This is a genomic window from Methylophilus sp. (assembly GCF_052437885.1).
Taxonomy (GTDB): Bacteria; Pseudomonadota; Gammaproteobacteria; order Burkholderiales; family Methylophilaceae; genus Methylophilus.
Genome location: NZ_JBQVPB010000005.1, coordinates 35358 through 55270, shown reverse-complemented (window position 1 = coordinate 55270; position 19913 = coordinate 35358). Strand labels below are relative to the sequence as shown.

The following is a 19913-nucleotide window of genomic DNA, read 5'->3' as shown; positions in this document are numbered from 1 at the left end:
TTTTTAATGAAAGGTCTGGCGCAAACCTTATTCATGCAGCACGGGCGCAGCCCTGAACACATCCTTGTAGCTGATATACTGGAATGCGAACATCAAGGCACTGATCACCAGCAAAGCCGCAAACACCAGCAATGGCATCAGCAACTCAGCCAGCATGGGGATCACAGCACCCAATATGCCTATGACCAGACCCAGGCCCAGCATCACCACCAGCATGCCTGCTATCATCACCAGCCAGGAGATGAGCATGGGCACAAAATATTGCAGAATGCCGGCAATGCTTGATTTGATCGCTTTTGGCAGATCATACCCATTGAGGGCGATCAGCATGGGCGAAAACCAGGTGGCGATAAATAATGGCAAAAGCAGCAGTATCAATTTGACGATGAATGACAGGGAGCCTTCGAGAAACTTGGTCATCTGTGACTCTGTCATTCCGGCCTTGGTGGGCGCATGTGCGACCAGTTCAGCCAGCTCGCTACCCAGCAGATATGTCGCCAGCAATGCATAGATCAGGCCACTCAGCCCGAGTAGCAGCAATGTTTTAAAGTTGGTCTGCAGCTGCTGCCAGACAGTGCGCGGAACAATCTGGTTCTGCAAATCCATCTGCCGGTACAACATGACGAAAAAAGCCATACACGCGGGCCAGATCACCACAGTCACCAGTGCCAGGATCTTGTCCAGTGAAGGCAGCACCCTGAAGATCATGATATAAGCCAGTGCCCAAAGCATCCAGACATGCGGCTGCGTCTTGAACAAGGCCAGACTTTCGCGCACCCAGCGCAGGCCCTGTTGGGTTCCGGTTTCTGTCATGATTCTCCCTTTTTTATCTTTTTAAGTGAAAGCTTTGCGGTTAAGCAGCACCCGCTCAAAATGGGCGGGGTCTTTGGCATGGGTGAGTTCACCCGCGACCGGATAATGAAAATCATACAGGCGCGATAACCAGAAACGCAAGGCAGCCCGCCTCAGCAATGCCGGCCAATGCGTTTTTTCGGCAGGCGTAAAGGCACGCACAGACTGATAGGCATTCATGAATACTGCCAGTTTTTCATCGACAAAATGTCCATTGGCGTCTACGCACCACTCATTGACAGCAATTGCGACGTCATAGGCCAGCACATCGTGGCAGGCATAATAAAAATCAATAAAGCCGCCCAGCGCATCGCCGTCAAACAGCACATTGTCGCGGAACAGGTCGCCATGGATCACACCGTGCGGCACATCGGATAGATCCAGGCCGTGCTGAAATTCCAGCTCTTCCTGCAATAAATGTTGCTGTACGGCAGTCAGTTTGGGCATGACCTGCTGGGCCGTCATGGCGCGCCAGCCTTGCCCGCGCTGGTTGTGTGACTGTTCATTGAAATCCAGCCCGGCAAAATGCATGCGTGCCAGCGTCAGTGCCACTGCTTCTATCTGCGCCAGGTTGGGCTGGTCTACATCGCTGCCTTTCAGGCAGCTGACCATCAGTGCCGGTTTGCCGTGTATGCGGTGCAGGGCGACGCCATTGCTATCGGCGATCGGTCTCGGGCACAGCACACCATGCCGTGACAGGTGCGCCAGCAAATGGACGAAATACGGCAGCTCATCAAAATCATTTTTTTCGAACACCGTCAGTACATAGCGCGCCTGGCTGGTTTCGACAAAATAATTGGTATTGGTGATCCCGGCAGCAATGCCGCGCAAAGTCTGCAACTCGCCAATATTAAAAGGCGTCAGCCACTGACGCACTTCTTCCAAACTCAGGGTGGTAAAAACAGACATGTGATTTACAGGCCCGCCCATTTCGGGCAGACCTCAAAGATTAGGATTAGAATCGGAACAGTGTCCATTTAGGCACGGACAGCGGGCGGGTCGGGCCATCATTCACCCAGTCTCCATTGCGGTCTTCGCGGTGCAGATAATAAGGCTTGCCGCTAGGCGGTGTCACCTTGACCATATAGACGTCGCCATTGATGCTGTATTCCTCAAGCTCATTTTCGCCATCCTTGCGTTTTGTGATGGTCGGCTTGTCTATCGGCTGGCCCTCAATGATCTTTGGTGGCGAAGGGACTTCCTCCAGCAATTCCGCATCGCCCGGGGCGGCTGCCCAAACCGGCAATGAAAAACCGGCAACACATACAACAGCAAGCAAGAAACGGGGAAAGTCACGCATGGATAACTCCTTAATCAGTGATTGCTATTCTAGCAAAAAGCCGCCACTCGGCGACAACTGCAACCACAATAACCGCGAAATAAATAACCAAATGAATCAAATACACGGGCGCGGTGCATGCACTGATGATGTTTTAGCCAAAAAGCGTTACAAATAAAGCTGCAGCTTGCGTTCGGCAGGCGTGAGCTCGAAGCCGGTCGTTTCATAATGCTTGAAGATGGCATCCACGATCTTCTGTGGCTCATCAATAAGCTGGATCAGGTCCATATCGGCCTCTGACGCCATCCCCTCGGCCACCAGCGTATTACGCAACCAGTCGACCAGGCCAGCCCAGTACTGGCTGCCGACCAGGATGATAGGCAGCTTGCGTGTTTTGCCGGTTTGCACCAGCGTGATCGCCTCCATTAATTCGTCCAGCGTGCCGAAACCGCCCGGCATGACCACAAACGCACTGGCATATTTGACGAACATGACTTTGCGCATGAAGAAATACTTGAAGCTGATGCCTATATCCTGATAGGGGTTGCCATGCTGCTCAAAAGGCAGCCGGATATTCAGGCCTACACTGGCACCACGCCCGGGGAAAGCCCCTTTATTGGCCGCTTCCATGATGCCGGGGCCTCCGCCAGACAGCACACTGAAGCCGGAATCGGAAAGTAACCTGGCGATCTCTTCGGTCTGCTGATAGTAAGGATGATCGGGTTTGGTACGCGCGCTGCCAAAAATCGACACGGCAGGCATGATGGCTTTGAGGTTCTCGGTCGCCCCCACAAACTCAGCCATGATCTCAAAGGCGTGCCAGGATTCATGGCTGGCATCGGCACCGTTGAGCAATTCAGGCTCAACCATGCTGGGCAGCTTTTGGTTGTTCATACATCAGTCCTTCAAATTACAAACAAAATTAGTGTACATGAAGTGGCTTTGAATTGCGTAAAATACGCCTGTGAAATGTTTTTGACTGTCAGCAATGGCATCAGCCTGTTGAATTGAATCTGTTCAATTCGACCCAAACAATGAATCCTTGAGAACTTAATAATGAAGACCCTGCTCCTGGTTGACGGCTCCAGTTACCTTTACCGCGCTTTCCACGCCATGCCTGATCTGCGCAATTCGGCCAATGAGCCGGTAGGGGCGATACAGGGCGTGCTCAACATGCTGCGCCGCCTGCACAAAGACTACCCTTCCGATTACAGCGCCTGTGTGTTCGATGCCAAAGGCAAGACTTTCCGCGATGATCTTTATCCGGAATACAAAGCCAATCGTGTCAGCATGCCGGATGATCTGCGCGTGCAGATAGAGCCTTTGTATGAAACCATACGCGCCATGGGCTGGCCGCTGATCATTGAAGAAGGGGTTGAAGCCGATGATGTGATCGGCGCCCTGGCCAAACAGGCAGAAAAAGAAGGCATTAAAACCATTATCTCTACCGGCGACAAAGACATCACCCAGCTGGTCAACGCGCATATCACCGTCGTCAACACCATGCGGGATGCTTTCCGTAAAACCGATGACGTGCTGGATATCGCAGGCGTGGAGAACAAGTTCGGTATCCCGCCTGACAAGATCATTGATTACCTGATCCTGGTCGGTGACACCTCGGACAATGTCCCTGGTGTGGAGAAAGTCGGCCCCAAGACCGCCGTGAAGTGGCTCAAGGAATACGGCTCACTGGATAATATCGTCGCCAATGCGGACAATATCAAAGGCGTGGTCGGCGACAACCTGCGCAAAGCCCTGCCGTGGTTACCGACTGCCCGCGAACTGATCACCATACGCTGCGATGTCGGCTTATGTGAAAAATTTGATGACCTGACCCAGCAGGCGCCGGATGTAGAAAAACTGCATGGCCTGTTCGATCACTTCGAGTTCCGCACCTGGAAGCGTGAGCTGGATAAACTGACGGACGGCGCGACCGAAAGCCCCTACCCTGCAAGCCCGGCAGCACCAGTCGCGATCAAAAACGATTATGTGCCTGACACCCGCCGCCAGTACCAGACCATTCTGACTGAGGCAGCGCTGGATGACTGGCTGCCACGTCTGCAGCAGGCAGAGTTGCTGTGTTTTGACACCGAGACCACCTCGCTGGACCCGCTACAGGCCAAGATAGTCGGCGTGTCATTCAGTGTCACGCCAGGCGAGGCCGCTTACGTGCCGCTCACCCATGATTATTTTGACGCCCCTGCCCAGCTGCCGCTGCAGGCCACGCTGGACAAACTGAAAGTCATACTGGAAAACCCGGCCATCAAAAAAGTCGGCCAGAACCTGAAATACGATATGCATGTGCTGGCCAATCACGGCATACACCTGCAGGGCGTCGCCCACGACACCCTGCTGCAGTCTTATGTGTTTGAGAGCCACAAAGGCCATGGCATGGATGAACTGAGCGAGCGCCATCTGGGCATCTCTCCTATCCCGTTCGAGGCGGTGGCAGGCAAAGGGGCCAAACAGGTGGGCTTTAACCAGGTCACCGTGGAACAGGCCAGTGAATACTCGGCCGAAGATGCAGATATCACCTTGCAGCTGCATAGAGCGCTGCACCCGCAAGTGGCCGCATCATCCAAACTTGAATTCATCTACCAGCAGGTTGAAATGCCCAGCATGCTGGCGTTGCAACGCATGGAGCGCCACGGCGTGCTGATAGACAGCCACATGCTCAACCGCCAGAGCAACGAGATCGGCCTGCGCCTGATGGAACTGGAAAAACAGGCTTATGAACTGGCAGGCCAGCCATTCAACCTGGGCAGTCCCAAACAATTACAAGAAATATTGTTTGGAAAACTGGGCATCAAGCCATTAAAGAAAACGCCTTCAGGTGTGCCTTCTACCGATGAAGATGTACTGCAGGAACTGGCGCTGGATCACCCCTTGCCCAAAGTGCTGCTGGAATACCGCGGCCTGGCCAAACTGAAATCGACCTATACCGACAAACTGCCGAAAATGATCAACGCCGCCACCGGGCGCGTGCATACCAACTACAACCAGGCCGTTGCGATCACCGGCAGGCTGGCCAGCAGTGACCCCAACCTGCAGAACATCCCGGTGCGTACGGCAGAAGGTCGTCGTATCCGTGAAGCATTTATCGCCGCCCCCGGCAGCCATATCGTATCCGCCGACTATTCGCAGATCGAGCTGCGTATCATGGCGCACCTGTCGCAGGACGCAGGCATGCTCAGTGCATTTGCCAATAATGAGGATATCCACCGCGCGACTGCGGCTGAAATATTCGGCGTAGAAAAAACCAGTGTCGATAATGAACAGCGCCGTTATGCCAAAGTGATCAACTTTGGCCTGATCTATGGCATGAGCGCATTCGGCCTGGCGCAAAACCTGAATATCGAGCGCAGCGCCGCACAAAGCTATATAGAGCGTTATTTCGCCCGTTACCCCGGCGTGCGCAAATATATGAGCGACACGCGCGAGCTGGCCAAACAGCAAGGCTTTGTAGAAACCATTTTTGGCCGCAGGTTATGGGTGCCGGAGATCAACAGCGCCAATGGCAATCGCCGTGCCGGCGCCGAGCGCGCCGCCATTAACGCCCCCATGCAAGGCACGGCCGCCGACCTGATTAAACTGGCCATGATCGCAGTGGATAAATGGCTGACCGAGGAAAAAATGCAAACAAAACTCATCATGCAGGTGCACGATGAACTGGTGCTGGAAGTGCCAGAGGCAGAGCTCGCATTGGTCAAACAACAGTTACCGCTGCTGATGCAAAGCGTCGCTACGCTGGATGTACCGTTACTGGCCGAAGTCGGCGTGGGCAATAACTGGGAAAGTGCCCACTAGCGAGCGGCACTGGATGGATGCAGCACTGGCTGGCCGCAGCGACTCACCGCAGAGGATACAAAAACCAGAGCCATAGTCGACTGCCAACCAGGCCAAGCGCTGCATGCATGGGAAAAGCGCGCACGCTATGTTAAGGTAATGTTTCATTCAACTAAATAAGGGGCGGCAGTATCATGAAATCATCTCTCATCATCGGTATCATCCTGATCGCACTTGGCTCTGCCGGTCTGATCTACAAAGGCTTCAGTTATGAAAGCAAAGAGACTGTGGCAAAAATCGGTTCGCTGGAAGCCAGTGCCGATATCACTAAAGATGTTGAGATCCCGCAAGCACTCAGCGTGATCCTGATCATTGCCGGCGCAGGCATAGTATTGGTAGGCTTGAAAAAATAAACCGAGGGGATTCCAGTATCAGCCATTTCTGACAAGTTTTTCCTACAAGCTCTGACAGATGTAGCATGCCGTAACAATTAATATGGCTGCTCAAACATTTGATAACAACAATGAGGAATGAACTATGATTTGGACCATCGTAATTGGAATTATTGCTGGCTGGTTGGCAGGTTTGATTATGAAGGGCGACGGCTATGGCCTGATCTGGGATCTGATCCTGGGTATCGCCGGTGCAGTAGTAGGTAGCTGGCTGTTTGGCTTATTGGGCTTGAGTGCCAGTGGCGGTTTGATCGGCAGCATAGTGGTCGCGACCATAGGTGCGATCTTCCTGATCTTCCTGTCGCGGGCATTGCGCAAAGGTTGATGCGTAAGCGCTGACCCGCAGCCAGTAGCTGGATAATGATGTGAAGTGGCGATGACCTGACAGTCATCGCCATTTTTCTTTCGTGCTGGCTTGCTGCATTGCCGACTGGCGCAGAACTAAATATGCCGCAGCCAGCGGTATAATAGTTTGCATCACATCATTTGTTTTACTCACTATGCAGTCCTTTGGCATCTATATCATCGGCGACGAAATACTGTCCGGCAAACGCCAGGATGCGCACCTGAGCAAAGTCATCGCCTTACTTTCTGCGCGCGGCCTGCAGCTAAGCTGGGCGTATTTTATTGCGGATATCCCCGAGCAGATCACCAGCCACCTCAAAGCCAGCATGGCGCGTGGCGAAGTGGTGTTCAGCTTTGGCGGCATAGGCGCTACGCCGGATGACCATACCCGCCAATGCGCGGCAGAAGCAGCCGGGGTGCCGATAGCGCGGCATGTTGGTGCGGTCGCGAATATAGAGGCGCAATACGGCGCAGGCGCTTACCCCAAACGGGTGCTGATGGCCGACTTTCCACTAGGCTGTGAGCTGATCCCTAACCCTATCAACCGGGTCGCCGGGTTCAGCATCAACCAGCATTATTTTGTGCCTGGCTTTCCTGAAATGGCGCACCCTATGATCGAATGGGTGCTGGATACCCATTACAGCCATTTATTTCATACGCTGGATTATCTGGAGCAAGCGATCGTGGTGACTGAAGCAGGCGAAAGCGATTTGATAGACCTGATGAACCAGATGCTGCTGCAATACCCCATGCTCAAGCTGTTCAGCCTGCCACGCACCAACCAGCGCCGTACCACAGAAGTCGGCATGAAAGGCGAAAGCGGCCTGGTTGAACAGGCCATGCTGCACCTCAAAGCCGGAGTCACGGCACTGGGTTATCCGTGGGTGGACGTTTAAGCATATGCAGTGCCGTCCGCAATGCGGGGCCTGTTGTATCGCCCCTTCTATCACCAGCCCTATCCCCGGCATGCCAGATGGCAAACCGGCGGGGGTCGCCTGTGTGCAGCTGGATGAGCATTATGGCTGCAAATTATTCGGCAAGCCGGAACGCCCGGCGTTTTGTGGCGGCCTGCAACCCAGCCTGGAAATGTGCGGTACGCCGCAGCAAAGCCGCGACTATGCCATCACCTGGCTGAATGCACTAGAGCTGGCGACGCAGCCCGCATATTGATCCGGGGTCAAGGTTTGCGATAAGACCAGCGCAACATGGCCAAACCGGCCACTATCATGGGCAGGCACAACCATTGGCCCATGCTCAGGCCTAGAGACAACAAGCCGAGGAAACTGTCTGGTTCACGCGTGAACTCGACCAGGAAACGGAAGCTGCCATAGCTCAGCAGGAAAACCGCCGAGACCGCGCCTATCGGCCGTTTCTTGCCCGTAAAACACCACAAGATCACAAACATGGCGACGCCTTCGAGTGCAAACTCATATAGCTGTGAAGGGTGTCTGGCCAGGGCGTCTACTTGTGGAAACACCATGCCCCAGTCAGCCTGGGTAGGCCTGCCCCATAGTTCACCGTTGATAAAATTACCGAAGCGGCCTGCGCCTAAACCGACAGGCACCAGCGGGGCGACAAAATCCATCAGTTGCAACCAGATCACGCCGCGTTTGCGCGCAAAAAGCGCCATCGCCACCATCACGCCGATAAAGCCGCCGTGAAAAGACATGCCGCCCTGCCATAAGGCAAATATCTCCAGCGGGTGCTGCAAGAAATACAGCGGCTGATAAAACAATACATAGCCCAGACGGCCACCCAGCACCACACCCAGCGCGATATAAAACAGCATATCGTCAGGGTCTTTGTGCTGCCAGGGCGAGTGGGGGTCGAGCTTGCGCAGGCGCTTGACCTGGTATTGCCCCAGCCACAGCCCGCCAAAAAAGCCCACCAGATACATCAGTCCGTACCAGTGGATGCCAAAACTGCCGATCTGCAACGCGATAGGGTCAAACCCGGGATGGATAAACATACTCAATGGCTTTGCTGTAAAAAAGCTGCATTATACCTGCTGCGCTAAAACTTCAGTCATGCACGCACTCTTGTGGCCTGATCTGCCACACTGCCCATGCGCTGATAGCCGCCATCACCGACATATACCAGCCCACCCAGCTCAAGCCGCCCTGCTGCACCAGATACTGCGCGATAGCCGGTGCGAATGACGCACCCAGGATGCCGCCCAGCTGGTAGGCCAGGCCAGCACCACTATAACGCACGGCGACCGGGAACTGCTCGGGTAAAAAAGCGCCCATGGGGGCAAATGTCACGCCCATTAAAAACAGCGCCAGAAACAGAAACAGGGCGATCCAGACCAATTGCCCGCTGCCCAGCATAGGTGCCAGGACAAAGCCTAGCAGCAGCGCCAGCGCCTGACCGGCCAGCAAGACCGGCCGCCTGCCCGCACGGTCTGCCCACCAGGCAGCCAGTGGGGTCGCCAGCGCCATCCCCAGCACTGCCACACATAACAGCAGCAGGAATACCGGGCGTGAGATATGCAATGCCTGCGTGCCATAACTCAGGCAGAACACGGTAGCGGTATAAAACAAGTGATAACACACACTCATGGCCAGGGCACCCAGCACAATGGCGCGGCCATGCTGTAACAACAGGCTTTTCAGTGGCCAGTGATGCAAATGGTGTGCGGCCTGCGCTTTTGCAAACACCGGGGTTTCAGCCAGCTTGAACCTGACATACAGGCCCACCAGCACCAGTGCCGCACTGATGATAAAAGGCACCCGCCAGCCCCACAGAACGAACTGGGCTTCGGTTAACCCCAGGCTCAATGCCAGAAACGTCAGCGTCGCCAGCAAAAAACCTATCGAAGGCCCCAACTGCGGAAACATGCCATACCAGCCGCGCTTGCCTGCAGGCGCATATTCAGTCGCCAGTAACGCCGCCCCTGCCCACTCGCCGCCCAGCCCTATGCCCTGGCCGAAACGCAACACGCAGAGCAACAGCGGCGCCCACATGCCCAGCGTGTCGTAACCCGGCAACAAGCCGATCAGAAAAGTAGAGGTGCCCATTACCAGCAGCGAAGCCGCCAGCGTCGATTTACGCCCTATCCTGTCGCCAAAGTGGCCGAACAGCAGTGCCCCTAACGGGCGGGCGATAAATGCCAGACCAAACGTCAGCAAAGCGTTTAAAGATTGTGCGGCAGGGTCGCTGGCGGGAAAAAACACCTGCCCTATCACCAGCGCCGCGGCCATGGCATAGATATAAAAGTCATAGAACTCTATGGCGGTGCCGATAAAGCTGGCAAACGCGATGCGGCTCAGGGAAGGCGCGGCTACTGTGGGTGCGCCTGTAGAGGACGATGGTACGGAAAGTGTGTCTGTTGAGGAGGTATGCATGGCGCCATCTTAGGTGGGCTGGCGTGTTTTGCAAAGCAGGAAACAAAAAAACCGGGTGTGCAAGCTGCTGCACACCCGGTTTTTTAGACTACAGAGTCAACAATTACTTTTTGTAATACTCTTCCTGTTTCACGCTTTCTGGTTTCCAGCCGCCACCCAGGGCCTTGAACAGGTCGACAGTGGCTATCAGGGTGTTCTGGCGGCTTTGTACCATGGCCTGGGTCGCTTCGTTATGGTTACGCTGCGCATCCAGTACTTCCAGATAGCTGGTGTAACCGGCCTGATAGCGGTTTTGCGCCACGGTCAGGATATTAGCGGTGGTTTTCTCCTTGGATTGCGCCAGCGCTTCCTGCTCGCGATACTGGCTGGTATTCACCAGCGCATCGCTGACTTCGGTAAACGCGGTTTGCAAGGTGTTCTGGTAACTGGCCAGGGTCTGCTTTTGCTGCGCAGTCGCCTGCTCTTCACGGGCTTTCAGTCGCCCGCCATTAAAGATAGGCAGGTTGATATCCAGCCCCAGTGACCAGACGCGTGCCGGTGATTTCAGCAAGTTATTCAGCGCGATACTTTCACCGCCATAGGTGGTGGTCAGCGCGATACTTGGGTAGAAAGCTGCTCGCGCCACGCCTATATTGGCATTCGCCGCGATCATGGCCTGCTCAGCCTGGCGTACATCCGGCCGGGCTTCCATCAATGCTGAAGGCAGGCCTGTAGGTGGTGTCAGTGGCTGTGGCATCGCCATCAGGTCACCGGCCGGGATCTTCAGGCCCAGGTCTGTGGTTAACAGTCCCAGCTGATGCTCGCTTAAAGCACGCTGTCTTTTCAGTTCCAGCGCCTGCGTTTGCAGCGTGGTGACCACTAACTCTGCCTGATGTGCATCGAGTATGGTAGACACACCACCCTCAACCCGGCGTTTAGCCAGGTCCAGGCTGTCTTGTGCCGTTTTCAGGTTTTGCTGATTGACCAGCAACTGGCCGTCCAGGCTGCGTATCATCAGATAATTGTTGGTGACCAGGCTGGAAAGTGACCAGGTCACCGCCTCTTTGGCATAGCGGGTCGCCAGCAATTGCGCGCGTGCGGCCTCATTGCCCCGGCGCAGTTTGCCCCAGAAATCCAGCTCATAACTGCCGTTCAAACCTATCTTGTAGGTTTTACGCGGGTTATCGCCAAACACCGGGAAGATGCCGGACTCAGTCACCCGGTTACGTATGCCAGAGCCGGTGCCGGTCACGGTAGGCAACAGGCTGGCACCACTCTCACGCGCAAATGCGTCTGCTTCTTCAATGCGGGCAACTGCGGATTGCAAGTTGTTGTTTTTCGCCAGCGCAGTATCTACCAGCTGGTTGAGCTTGCTGTCGTTAAACAATGTCCACCATTGTTGCAGTGCCAGTTGCTGTTCCTGGGTCAGCTGGCCAGCCTGGCCAGTGGTATATTCTGCAGGCACCACCGGCTCAGGCCGTGAATAAAATGGCCCTAGCACCTGGCAACCAGCCAGTGACATGGTGACCAGCCCTAACAGCAGCGACTGTTGCAATGGTTTTAAAGTCAATTTCATTGTCGGTTTCATACCGATTCCTCTTCTTCAATATGACCGTGGTGACGCACTTTTTTCTCGTTGGTCAACCAGGTAAAGAACAATGGGATAAAGATGGTGGCAATAAAGGTCGCCAGCAACATACCGCCAAACACGCCGGTACCCATAGACTGCCGCGCCGCCGCGCCAGCGCCTGTCGCAAACACCAGCGGCAGGATACCCAGCATAAACGCCATCGAAGTCATCACGATAGGTCTGAAACGCAGACGTGCGGCTTCGAGTGCGGCTTCAGCCAACGGCATGCCTTCTTCCATTTTCTGCGAGGCGAACTCCACGATCAGGATCGCGTTCTTCGCCGCCAGCCCGATCAGCGTGATCAGCCCGATCTGGAAGTAAATATCGTTATTCATGCCACGGGTCAGCACCGCGATCAACGCGCCTGTCATCGCAAACGGGATCGCCATGATCACTGCCAGTGGCAATGCCCAGGTTTCAAACTGTGCCGCCAGGATCAGGAACACCATAATGGTCGCAAAACCAAAGGCAACCAGTGCGGCAGAGCCGGTACGGTTCTCCTGGTAAGCCTGACCAGTCCAGGCGATCTGGTAACCATCCGGCAGGTTCTCCCTGGCGATCTTCTCCACCAGTTTGATCGCATCGCCAGAGCTCACGCCAGGGGCACCGCTACCAAATACTTTGGCAGACAGCAGGCCGTTGTAGCGCTCAAGCTGTTCAGCACCGACGATGTTGCTGACTTTAGCCAGCGCCGACATAGGCACCATATTGCCGTTAGGGCTGTCTTCGGTCGGCTGGCTACGCACATAGACCTTGCCCAAGTCCTCCGGCTTCATCCGATAAGCGGCTTCGGCTTGCAACTGGACGCGGTAAGTACGGCCACTACGGTTAAAGTCATTCACATACAGCGAACCCATGGTGCTTTGCAAAGTGGCATAAATATCGGCGATCTTCACATTTTGTGACAAGGCCTTGGCTTCATCCACCTCGATGAACAACTGCGGCACGGTGGGGCGGAAGAAACTGTTGATACCTGTCAATTGCGGGTTAGCGCGCATGGCATCCATAAAGTTATTCATGACTTGCGCCAGCTTGATGGCATCGGTATCGCCATGGGCTTGCACATAGACTTCAAAACCACCGGCAGAACCCAAACCGCGGATCGCTGGCGGGTTCACCGCAAAGCCCATACCATCAGGCTGGCTCATGCCAACACCGATCAGCTTGCCTACCATCTGGTCGGCATTGGTGGTCCGCTTATCCCAGTCTGTCATACGCACAAACATGGTACCGGCATTGGTTTTGTTGGCACCTGTCAGCAGCTCGAAACCGTTCACCGCAAACTCATGCGCGGTGGCAGGGTCTTTGGCGATGGCAGAGCGGATATTTTCCACGGTCTGTGAAGTGCGTTTCAAGGTCGCGCCGTCCGGCATGACCACGATACTGATCACATAGCCCTGATCTTCTGGTGGCACAAAGCCGCCCGGTACTGCACGGAACAGGAAGATCATGACGATCACCATGCCACCAAACACCACCGCGCCTATGATCTTATGATGCAGGGTCAGGTTCACTGTGCCGGTGTACCAGTTGGTCAAACGGCCAAAGCCACGGTTGAACGCACGGAAGAATCCGTTTTCATGATGGCTGTTTTTCAGGATCATGGCGCACAGGGCTGGCGTCAGCGTCAACGCCACCACACCCGAGATCACCACAGAGATGGCAACGGTTACCGCAAACTGCCTATACAGTTCACCGGCGATACCACCCTGGAAAGCGACCGGCACGAAAACCGCACACAGCACCAGCACGATCGCCACCACCGCAGCCTGTACCTGGGCGATAGACTTGATCGCCGCTTGTAACGGGTTGAGGTTCTCTTCCTTCATCAGACGTTCGGTGTTTTCGAGCACCACGATGGCGTCATCGACCACGATACCGATGGCGAGAATCATCGCAAACATGGTCAGCAGGTTGATGGAGAAACCGAACAGATATAAACCGGCAAAAGTACCGACGATAGAGATAGGGACCGCAATCATCGGTATCAGGGTCGCGCGCCAGCTCTGCAAGAACAGGAACACCACCAGCACCACCAGGATCAGCGCTTCACCAAAGGTGTGGAACACTTCTTCGATGGTGGCTTTAACAAAGTCACTGGTATCGTAAGGAATGTTGTAATCCATGCCCTCAGGGAACTTGGCTTTCAACTCATCGACTTTGGCCTTGATCGCTTCAGCGGTTTCCAGCGCATTGGCACCGGTCTGCAAGAACACAGGCAGCGCCACCCCTGGTTGCCCGTTCAGGGCAGAGGCTACGTTATAGGTTTGCGCACCCAGCTCGATACGCGCCACATCCTTCAGGCGCAGCACGCCGTTAGGGCCTTGCGCACGAATAATGATGTTGCCGAACTCTTCAGGCTCTATCAGACGCCCTTTGGCGGTCACCGTAAACGACAATTGCTGGCTAGGCAGGGCCGGTTCGGCACCTATCTTACCCGCAGCATACTGCGCGTTCTGTGCATTGATGGCGGCAGAAATATCAGTGGTGGAAACACCCAGTTGCGCCATACGGTCAGGACGCAACCAGATACGCATGGAGTAATCCTGGCCACCAAAAATGGTGACATCGCCCACGCCTTTGATACGCTTGAATTCATCCAGCACATTGAGGGTGGCGTAGTTGCTCAGGAACAAACGGTCATGCTCTTTTTTCTTGGAGATCAGCATCACCACCAGCAGGATATCGTTGGAGCGCTTTTGCACCACGACACCAGTCCGGCGTACATCTTCCGGCAGCCTGGGCAAGGCGATATTCACGCGGTTACTGACGTTAAAGGTCGCCTGATCGACATCGGTACCGATATCAAAAGTCGCAGTGATGGTCAGTGTGCCGCTACTGTCTGAACTAGAGTTGAAGTAGAGCAGGTTTTCCACCCCGCTCAACTGCTCCTCGATAGGAGCAGCCACGGTTTTAGACAGTGTCTCGGCACTGGCGCCAGGATAGGTCGCTGTGATCAGTACGGTTGGCGGTGCGATCTGCGGATACTGTGCGATCGGCAATTTAAATGCCGCTGCCAATCCTGCCAACACGATGATGATAGACAGCACGCTGGCAAAGATCGGGCGTGTGATAAAAAATCGGGTCATATCGTTTTTCCTGAAATCGGCCTGAACAAAAGTTGCTCAGGCCGTAAATAACATGATATTCGCTACTAAAAAACCTAATGAAACCGGCTTAAGACTTGGCTTTTTCTGCTGCGGGCTGACCTGCTGGTGCAGCATCAGGTGCATGCGGTGCGACCGGCGCACCTGGACGGACTTTGATCAGATTATCAAGAATCACCTGATCACCCGCCTTCAGGCCTTCCAGCACGCTCCAGCGTTCACCGAACCAGCCACCGGCCACGATAGGGCGAGGAGCAGCAACGGTTTTGCCTTCTTTATCTTTTTCAGCCACGAACACGAACTTGCCTTGCTGGCCGGTCAACACCGCAGTTTGCGGGATAAGGAACACGCCATCACGCTTGCCAGTGGTCAAACGTACGCGGACAAATTGCCCGGGCAATAAGGCGCTGTCAGGATTCTGGAACTCGGCACGTAACTGCTGGGTACCCAGTGCCGGATCGATCTGGCTGGCAGAGAAGTTGATCTTGCCTGATTGCGGATACTCGCTGTTGTCGCCCAGGATCAAACGTACGTCCTGTACTTTACCCGGACGCAGATGACCACCCAGGCTGATCAGGTCAGACTCTGACAAACTGAAACGCACCCAGATCGGCGACACTTGCACTATGGTGCTGAGCAAAGTGGTATTGGCACTTGCCAGCGCACCTTCAGACAGTACAAAGCGGCCAGCGATACCGCTTTCCGGCGCCTTGACGTGGGTATAAGATAAATTCAGCTCGGCTTCACGCAATTGCGCCTGGTATTGCATCATGGTCGCAGTCGCCACTGAGTTATCAGAAGTAGCATTATCGAACTCACGCTGGCTGATCGATTTAGTCTCCAGCAAGCCTTTCAGACGCTGCGCTTCACGCGCAGTCTGGTCTATCCTGGCTTTTTGCTGGGCGATCATGGCGCGCGCCTGGTCTACCTGCAGCTGGAAAGGCATAGGGTCTATCAGGAACATATCCTGGCCAGCCTTGACTGACTCACCTTCCTGATACAAACGTTTGAGCACGATACCGCCGACGCGGGGACGCACTTCTATCTGCTTGGCACCTTCGGTCTGTGCGACCACTTCGGTCTGGATAGGCACTGTTTCGGCAGTGACTGATTGCACACTGACCGGCATGGCTTGCATGCCGCCTGCGGCAGGCCCTTGTTCGTTGGAAGATTTTCCGCAAGCACTTAATACAACGCTCAAAGCCACTAAAATCACTGCACGATGAGGTTGGATACTCTGTGAAATCAACATGTTATCCCTTAATAATTTTCAAAATAAACTTGATTACATACAATCTTGGATGTATATTATATACAAACACGGATGTATGTAAATGGGTTACGCAAAAAATTCATATTGTTTGTCGCATCCCGCAACTTAACCGCTATTATTCTTTTCTTTATTATGGAGTGACGCTTTAGCATGGTACGAAAAACCAAAGAAGACGCCGCAATCACCCGTCAACGCATAGTCAGCGCCGCACGTGAAGTGTTCCTGATCAAAGGGGTAAGCCGCACCAGCCTGGAGCACATTGCGACTCACGCTGGCGTCACACGTGGTGCCGTTTACTGGCACTTTGCCAATAAGGCAGAGTTGTTCCATGCCATGCGCGAAGAAGTTTACCTGCCTCTGATAGACCGCATGGAAGATACCTTGTTAGGTAACCCCGAAGGCGGCAGTTTCGACCCACTGGGTCGCATACGCAAACATCTGGAAAACACCATACAAATGCTCGATGAGGATCTGACCGCACGCGAGACTTATGAAGTGATGATGACCAAGTGCGAATACGTAGATGAGTTCGCAGATGTTTTGAAATCTATTCTAGGCAATTGCAGCGGATTAATCCACAAATTAGAGCAGGCTTACGCCAAAGCGCAGGAAATGGGGCAAGTGGGCACCCAGGCGACTGCGGGTGAACTGGCGCTGGATACGCACCTGTTTTTCTCCGGCCTGTTACATATGTGGGTCAAGGATACCGAAGGCACGCTGTTCCGCGATAACGCCCTGCAACTGATAGATACACATATCAAACTGCGTAAAAAATAAGCAAATTAGTCTTAAACAATTCCATACATTCCGATTTACAGTTAAAATAGTCAGTCTTTTCACTGACTTATCAGAGCCTGCTGATCCTCATGCAAATCGGACCCCATCTCTTAAAGAATAACCTGGTTGTAGCGCCCATGGCTGGCGTCACCGACCGTCCTTTCCGCATGCTATGCAAAAAAATGGGTGCCGGACTGGCCGTTTCCGAAATGGTCACCTCCAATTCTTTGTTATATGGCAGTGAAAAAACCAAACGCCGCGCCAACCACGAAGGTGAAGTCAGCCCGATCTCGGTGCAGATCGCCGGGGCCGAACCAGCCATGATGGCCGAAGCCGCACGACACAATGTAGATAACGGCGCCCAGATCATCGATATCAATATGGGCTGTCCGGCCAAAAAGATCTGTAATGTGATGGCCGGTTCTGCCTTGCTGAGAGACGAGCCGCTGGTGTCACAGATACTGAAGGCGGTAGTCAATGCCGTTGATGTACCAGTCACCCTCAAGATCCGTACCGGCTGGGACAGACAAAACAAAAACGCCATCATGATCGCCAGAATGGCTGAAGATATCGGCGTCCAGGCCTTGACCATACACGGCCGTACCCGTAACGACCTTTACCATGGCGATGCCGAGTACGACACCATCGCTGCCGTCAAGCAAGCCATACGCATCCCGCTGATCGCCAATGGCGATATCACCACCCCGGAAAAAGCCAGGTTCGTACTCGATTACACCAAAGCCGATGCGGTGATGATAGGCCGCGCTGCACAAGGCCGGCCGTGGATATTCCGCGAGACCGAGCATTTTCTGAACACCGGCGAGCATATGCTGCCGCCTACTGTAGATGAGATCCACCAGGTCATGCTCGAGCATCTGCATGATCTATATGCCTTTTATGGTGAGCTGACCGGCATGCGGGTCGCCCGCAAACATATCTCCTGGTACACCAAAGGCCTGGCCGGCTCTGCCGCTTTCCGCCACAACATGAACACCCTGCAAACCATAGACCTGCAACTGGAAGCCATCAACGGCTTTTTTGTCGAGCTTAAAGCCAAAAATGACAGGCTGGTCTACGCTGATGAGTCGACTGAAAACGAAGAAGAAAACAACCAGGAGCTGGCAGCATAATGCAAACCGATGGCAAAATCAGTCTCGCCATCCGCGAGTCACTGGACGAATATTTCACCCACCTTGATGGCCAGCCGCCACATGCCATTTATGACATGGTATTAGGCTGTGTCGAAAAGCCCATGCTGGAAGTCGTGCTGATCAAAGTCGGCGGCAATCAAAGCAAAGCGGCCGATATGCTGGGCATCAACCGTAATACCTTACGCAAAAAAATGGCCGCTTACGGCCTTGAGTAACAAACGCCCTACCCGGCTCTGACGCTAGAGCCAACCACTTTTTATTATCAAGCAAACTCTCAGATCAAATACCATGACAATTAAACGCGCGCTTATCAGTGTCTCAGATAAAACCGGAGTGCTGGAACTGGCACAAACCTTACAGCAATTGGGCGTAGAACTGCTTTCTACCGGCGGCACCGCCAAACTTTTCCGTGATCACCAGATCGCGGTCAAGGAAGTCAGCGACTTTACCGGCTTTCCTGAAATGCTGGATGGCCGGGTCAAGACCCTGCATCCCAAAGTACATGGTGGCTTACTCGGCCGCCGCGATCTGCCTGAGCATGTCGCTGCCATGCAGGAGTATGGCATAGAGAATATAGACCTGCTGGTCGTCAACCTCTACCCGTTTGAAGCCACCGTCGCCAAAGCAGACTGCACGCTGGAAGATGCGATCGAGAATATCGATATCGGTGGTCCGGCCATGGTGCGCTCTGCGGCCAAAAACTGGAACGACGTGGCAGTGCTGACCGATGCCGCACAATACGCCGAAGTCACCGCCGAGCTGAAAGCCAACCAGGGCGCAGTGTCCAAAGCCACACGCTTCAAATTATCGGTAGCGGCGTTCAACCGTATCGCCCAATACGATGCCGCCATCAGCAACTACCTGTCTGCGATTGATTTTGCTGCAACAGAAACTGCGGGCAAACCGGTGTTGAGCCAGTTTGCTGGCCAGATGAACAGCAATTTCATCAAAGTGCAGGATCTGCGCTATGGCGAAAACAGCCACCAGCAAGCGGCTTTCTACCGTGACCTGTATCCGGCGCCAGGCAGCCTGGCCACCGCCGAGCAACTGCAGGGCAAGGAATTAAGTTATAACAATATCGCCGATGCCGATGCCGCCTGGGAAGCAGTAAAATCATTCGACACCCCGGCCTGCGTCATCGTCAAACACGCCAACCCATGCGGTGTGGCCATAGGCGCCCATGCATTTGAAGCCTACAGCAAGGCCTTTAAAACCGACCCTACCTCGGCTTTTGGCGGCATCATCGCTTTTAACACCACCCTGGATGGCGCCGCTGCCGAAGCGGTAAGCAAACAGTTTGTAGAAGTATTGATCGCGCCTGCGTTTACGCCAGAAGCCCTGGCTATCTTTAGCGCCAAAGCCAATGTGCGTGTGCTGAAGATAGACTTGCCCAAAGGTGGCAGCAACGCCTGGGAGCAAGGCCGCAATGCGGTGGATTCCAAACGCGTGGGCTCCGGTATCCTGTTGCAATCTGCCGACAACCACGATCTGCAACTGGCGGATATCAAGATAGTCACCAAGCGCCAGCCAACGCCTGAGCAATTGCAGGATCTGCTGTTTGCCTGGAATGTCGCGAAATATGTAAAATCAAATGCCATCGTCTTCTGCGGCAATGGCATGACCCTGGGCGTAGGCGCCGGCCAGATGAGCCGCGTGGACAGCACCAAGATCGCCGCCATCAAGGCACAAAATGCCGGACTCAGCCTGCAGAACTCGGTGGTCGCTTCCGACGCTTTCTTCCCGTTCCGTGATGGCGTAGACGTACTGGCCGACGCCGGTGCCAGCTGTGTGATCCACCCGGGCGGCAGCATGCGCGATGAAGAAGTGATCGCAGCGGCAGATGAACGTGGCCTGGCCATGGTAGTGACCGGCATCCGTCATTTCAGACATTAAATTTTTGCCACAGAGGACACAGAGATCACAGAGTAAAATGCT

18 protein-coding genes are annotated in these 19913 nt (G+C 54.3%); 9 read left to right on the top strand and 9 right to left on the bottom strand.

Annotated elements, in window-relative coordinates:
- Nucleotides 1-27: 27 nt before the first annotated feature.
- The 4 genes from ACT6RZ_RS06810 to ACT6RZ_RS06795 form a co-directional block, all read right to left on the bottom strand.
- Nucleotides 28-813 (bottom strand): BPSS1780 family membrane protein, encoded by a 786-nt coding sequence (locus ACT6RZ_RS06810; protein ID WP_444701375.1) that lies wholly within the window; start codon nucleotides 811-813, stop codon nucleotides 28-30.
- Between the two features lie 21 nt (nucleotides 814-834).
- On the bottom strand, nucleotides 835-1761 hold the full coding sequence (locus ACT6RZ_RS06805; protein WP_444701374.1) for a homoserine kinase: 927 nt from the start codon (nucleotides 1759-1761) through the stop codon (nucleotides 835-837).
- 46 nt (nucleotides 1762-1807) lie between these two features.
- On the bottom strand, nucleotides 1808-2152 hold the full coding sequence (locus ACT6RZ_RS06800) for a DUF2782 domain-containing protein (protein ID WP_444701373.1): 345 nt from the start codon (nucleotides 2150-2152) through the stop codon (nucleotides 1808-1810).
- A gap of 147 nt (nucleotides 2153-2299) precedes the next feature.
- Nucleotides 2300-3025 carry an LOG family protein gene (locus ACT6RZ_RS06795; RefSeq protein ID WP_444701372.1) on the bottom strand — a complete coding sequence of 242 codons (726 nt, stop codon included), beginning with the start codon at nucleotides 3023-3025 and terminating at the stop codon, nucleotides 2300-2302.
- Nucleotides 3026-3187: 162 nt separating this feature from the next.
- Here ACT6RZ_RS06795 and polA point away from each other — a divergent pair, with 162 nt between their 5' ends.
- The 5 genes from polA to ACT6RZ_RS06770 all read left to right on the top strand — a co-directional run bounded on the left by polA (nucleotide 3188) and on the right by ACT6RZ_RS06770 (nucleotide 7884).
- Nucleotides 3188-5938, top strand: coding sequence for a DNA polymerase I (gene polA / locus ACT6RZ_RS06790; protein WP_444701371.1), 2751 nt, complete (start codon nucleotides 3188-3190; stop codon nucleotides 5936-5938).
- 173 nt (nucleotides 5939-6111) lie between these two features.
- Nucleotides 6112-6330, top strand: a complete 219-nt coding sequence (locus tag ACT6RZ_RS06785) for a hypothetical protein (RefSeq protein WP_379056973.1) — start codon at nucleotides 6112-6114, stop codon at nucleotides 6328-6330.
- A 124-nt stretch (nucleotides 6331-6454) separates the two neighbouring features.
- The gene (locus tag ACT6RZ_RS06780) at nucleotides 6455-6694 is read left to right on the top strand and encodes a GlsB/YeaQ/YmgE family stress response membrane protein (protein WP_379056974.1); all 240 of its coding nucleotides are present in this window, start codon (nucleotides 6455-6457) and stop codon (nucleotides 6692-6694) included.
- Between the two features lie 175 nt (nucleotides 6695-6869).
- Nucleotides 6870-7610, top strand: a complete 741-nt coding sequence (locus ACT6RZ_RS06775; protein WP_444701370.1) for a competence/damage-inducible protein A — start codon at nucleotides 6870-6872, stop codon at nucleotides 7608-7610.
- 4 nt (nucleotides 7611-7614) lie between these two features.
- The gene (locus tag ACT6RZ_RS06770; protein WP_444701369.1) at nucleotides 7615-7884 is read left to right on the top strand and encodes a YkgJ family cysteine cluster protein; all 270 of its coding nucleotides are present in this window, start codon (nucleotides 7615-7617) and stop codon (nucleotides 7882-7884) included.
- Between the two features lie 7 nt (nucleotides 7885-7891).
- Here ACT6RZ_RS06770 and lgt read toward each other — a convergent pair whose 3' ends face one another.
- The 5 genes from lgt to ACT6RZ_RS06745 form a co-directional block, all read right to left on the bottom strand.
- On the bottom strand, nucleotides 7892-8683 hold the full coding sequence (gene lgt, locus ACT6RZ_RS06765) for a prolipoprotein diacylglyceryl transferase (protein ID WP_444701368.1): 792 nt from the start codon (nucleotides 8681-8683) through the stop codon (nucleotides 7892-7894).
- A gap of 52 nt (nucleotides 8684-8735) precedes the next feature.
- Nucleotides 8736-10061, bottom strand: a complete 1326-nt coding sequence (locus tag ACT6RZ_RS06760; RefSeq protein WP_444701367.1) for an MFS transporter — start codon at nucleotides 10059-10061, stop codon at nucleotides 8736-8738.
- Between the two features lie 103 nt (nucleotides 10062-10164).
- On the bottom strand, nucleotides 10165-11616 hold the full coding sequence (locus ACT6RZ_RS06755) for an efflux transporter outer membrane subunit (RefSeq protein WP_444701366.1): 1452 nt from the start codon (nucleotides 11614-11616) through the stop codon (nucleotides 10165-10167).
- Nucleotides 11617-11624: 8 nt separating this feature from the next.
- Nucleotides 11625-14759, bottom strand: coding sequence for an efflux RND transporter permease subunit (locus ACT6RZ_RS06750; protein WP_444701365.1), 3135 nt, complete (start codon nucleotides 14757-14759; stop codon nucleotides 11625-11627).
- A gap of 88 nt (nucleotides 14760-14847) precedes the next feature.
- The gene (locus tag ACT6RZ_RS06745; protein ID WP_444701364.1) at nucleotides 14848-15984 is read right to left on the bottom strand and encodes an efflux RND transporter periplasmic adaptor subunit; all 1137 of its coding nucleotides are present in this window, start codon (nucleotides 15982-15984) and stop codon (nucleotides 14848-14850) included.
- 216 nt (nucleotides 15985-16200) lie between these two features.
- On the opposite strand from ACT6RZ_RS06745, the gene ACT6RZ_RS06740 reads away from it, so the two are divergent.
- The 4 genes from ACT6RZ_RS06740 to purH all read left to right on the top strand — a co-directional run bounded on the left by ACT6RZ_RS06740 (nucleotide 16201) and on the right by purH (nucleotide 19871).
- Nucleotides 16201-16827 (top strand): TetR family transcriptional regulator, encoded by a 627-nt coding sequence (locus tag ACT6RZ_RS06740; protein ID WP_444701363.1) that lies wholly within the window; start codon nucleotides 16201-16203, stop codon nucleotides 16825-16827.
- An 89-nt stretch (nucleotides 16828-16916) separates the two neighbouring features.
- Nucleotides 16917-17957 (top strand): tRNA dihydrouridine synthase DusB, encoded by a 1041-nt coding sequence (gene dusB, locus ACT6RZ_RS06735; protein WP_444701362.1) that lies wholly within the window; start codon nucleotides 16917-16919, stop codon nucleotides 17955-17957.
- Nucleotides 17957-18193, top strand: coding sequence for a helix-turn-helix domain-containing protein (locus ACT6RZ_RS06730; protein WP_379032405.1), 237 nt, complete (start codon nucleotides 17957-17959; stop codon nucleotides 18191-18193). Before dusB ends, ACT6RZ_RS06730 begins: the two co-directional genes overlap by 1 nt.
- Before the next feature lie 73 nt (nucleotides 18194-18266).
- Complete coding sequence (gene purH, locus ACT6RZ_RS06725; protein WP_444701361.1) at nucleotides 18267-19871, top strand: bifunctional phosphoribosylaminoimidazolecarboxamide formyltransferase/IMP cyclohydrolase; 1605 nt, start codon at nucleotides 18267-18269, stop codon at nucleotides 19869-19871.
- Nucleotides 19872-19913 lie beyond the last annotated feature (42 nt).

Excerpts from the sequence above, each read along its gene's own strand:
- ACT6RZ_RS06795 (WP_444701372.1), bottom strand. The coding sequence starts at position 3,025 with ATGAACAACCAAAAGCTGCCCAGCATGGTTGAGCCTGAATTGCTCAAC.
- ACT6RZ_RS06755 (WP_444701366.1), bottom strand. The coding sequence starts at position 11,616 with ATGAAATTGACTTTAAAACCATTGCAACAGTCGCTGCTGTTAGGGCTG.
- ACT6RZ_RS06810 (WP_444701375.1), bottom strand. The coding sequence starts at position 813 with ATGACAGAAACCGGAACCCAACAGGGCCTGCGCTGGGTGCGCGAAAGT.
- ACT6RZ_RS06780 (WP_379056974.1), top strand. The coding sequence starts at position 6,455 with ATGATTTGGACCATCGTAATTGGAATTATTGCTGGCTGGTTGGCAGGT.
- ACT6RZ_RS06770 (WP_444701369.1), top strand. The coding sequence starts at position 7,615 with ATGCAGTGCCGTCCGCAATGCGGGGCCTGTTGTATCGCCCCTTCTATC.
- ACT6RZ_RS06775 (WP_444701370.1), top strand. The coding sequence starts at position 6,870 with ATGCAGTCCTTTGGCATCTATATCATCGGCGACGAAATACTGTCCGGC.
- ACT6RZ_RS06760 (WP_444701367.1), bottom strand. The coding sequence starts at position 10,061 with ATGCATACCTCCTCAACAGACACACTTTCCGTACCATCGTCCTCTACA.
- purH (WP_444701361.1), top strand. The coding sequence starts at position 18,267 with ATGACAATTAAACGCGCGCTTATCAGTGTCTCAGATAAAACCGGAGTG.
- ACT6RZ_RS06785 (WP_379056973.1), top strand. The coding sequence starts at position 6,112 with ATGAAATCATCTCTCATCATCGGTATCATCCTGATCGCACTTGGCTCT.
- lgt (WP_444701368.1), bottom strand. The coding sequence starts at position 8,683 with ATGTTTATCCATCCCGGGTTTGACCCTATCGCGTTGCAGATCGGCAGT.
- ACT6RZ_RS06750 (WP_444701365.1), bottom strand. The coding sequence starts at position 14,759 with ATGACCCGATTTTTTATCACACGCCCGATCTTTGCCAGCGTGCTGTCT.
- ACT6RZ_RS06805 (WP_444701374.1), bottom strand. The coding sequence starts at position 1,761 with ATGTCTGTTTTTACCACCCTGAGTTTGGAAGAAGTGCGTCAGTGGCTG.
- ACT6RZ_RS06800 (WP_444701373.1), bottom strand. The coding sequence starts at position 2,152 with ATGCGTGACTTTCCCCGTTTCTTGCTTGCTGTTGTATGTGTTGCCGGT.
- ACT6RZ_RS06740 (WP_444701363.1), top strand. The coding sequence starts at position 16,201 with ATGGTACGAAAAACCAAAGAAGACGCCGCAATCACCCGTCAACGCATA.
- polA (WP_444701371.1), top strand. The coding sequence starts at position 3,188 with ATGAAGACCCTGCTCCTGGTTGACGGCTCCAGTTACCTTTACCGCGCT.
- ACT6RZ_RS06730 (WP_379032405.1), top strand. The coding sequence starts at position 17,957 with ATGCAAACCGATGGCAAAATCAGTCTCGCCATCCGCGAGTCACTGGAC.
- dusB (WP_444701362.1), top strand. The coding sequence starts at position 16,917 with ATGCAAATCGGACCCCATCTCTTAAAGAATAACCTGGTTGTAGCGCCC.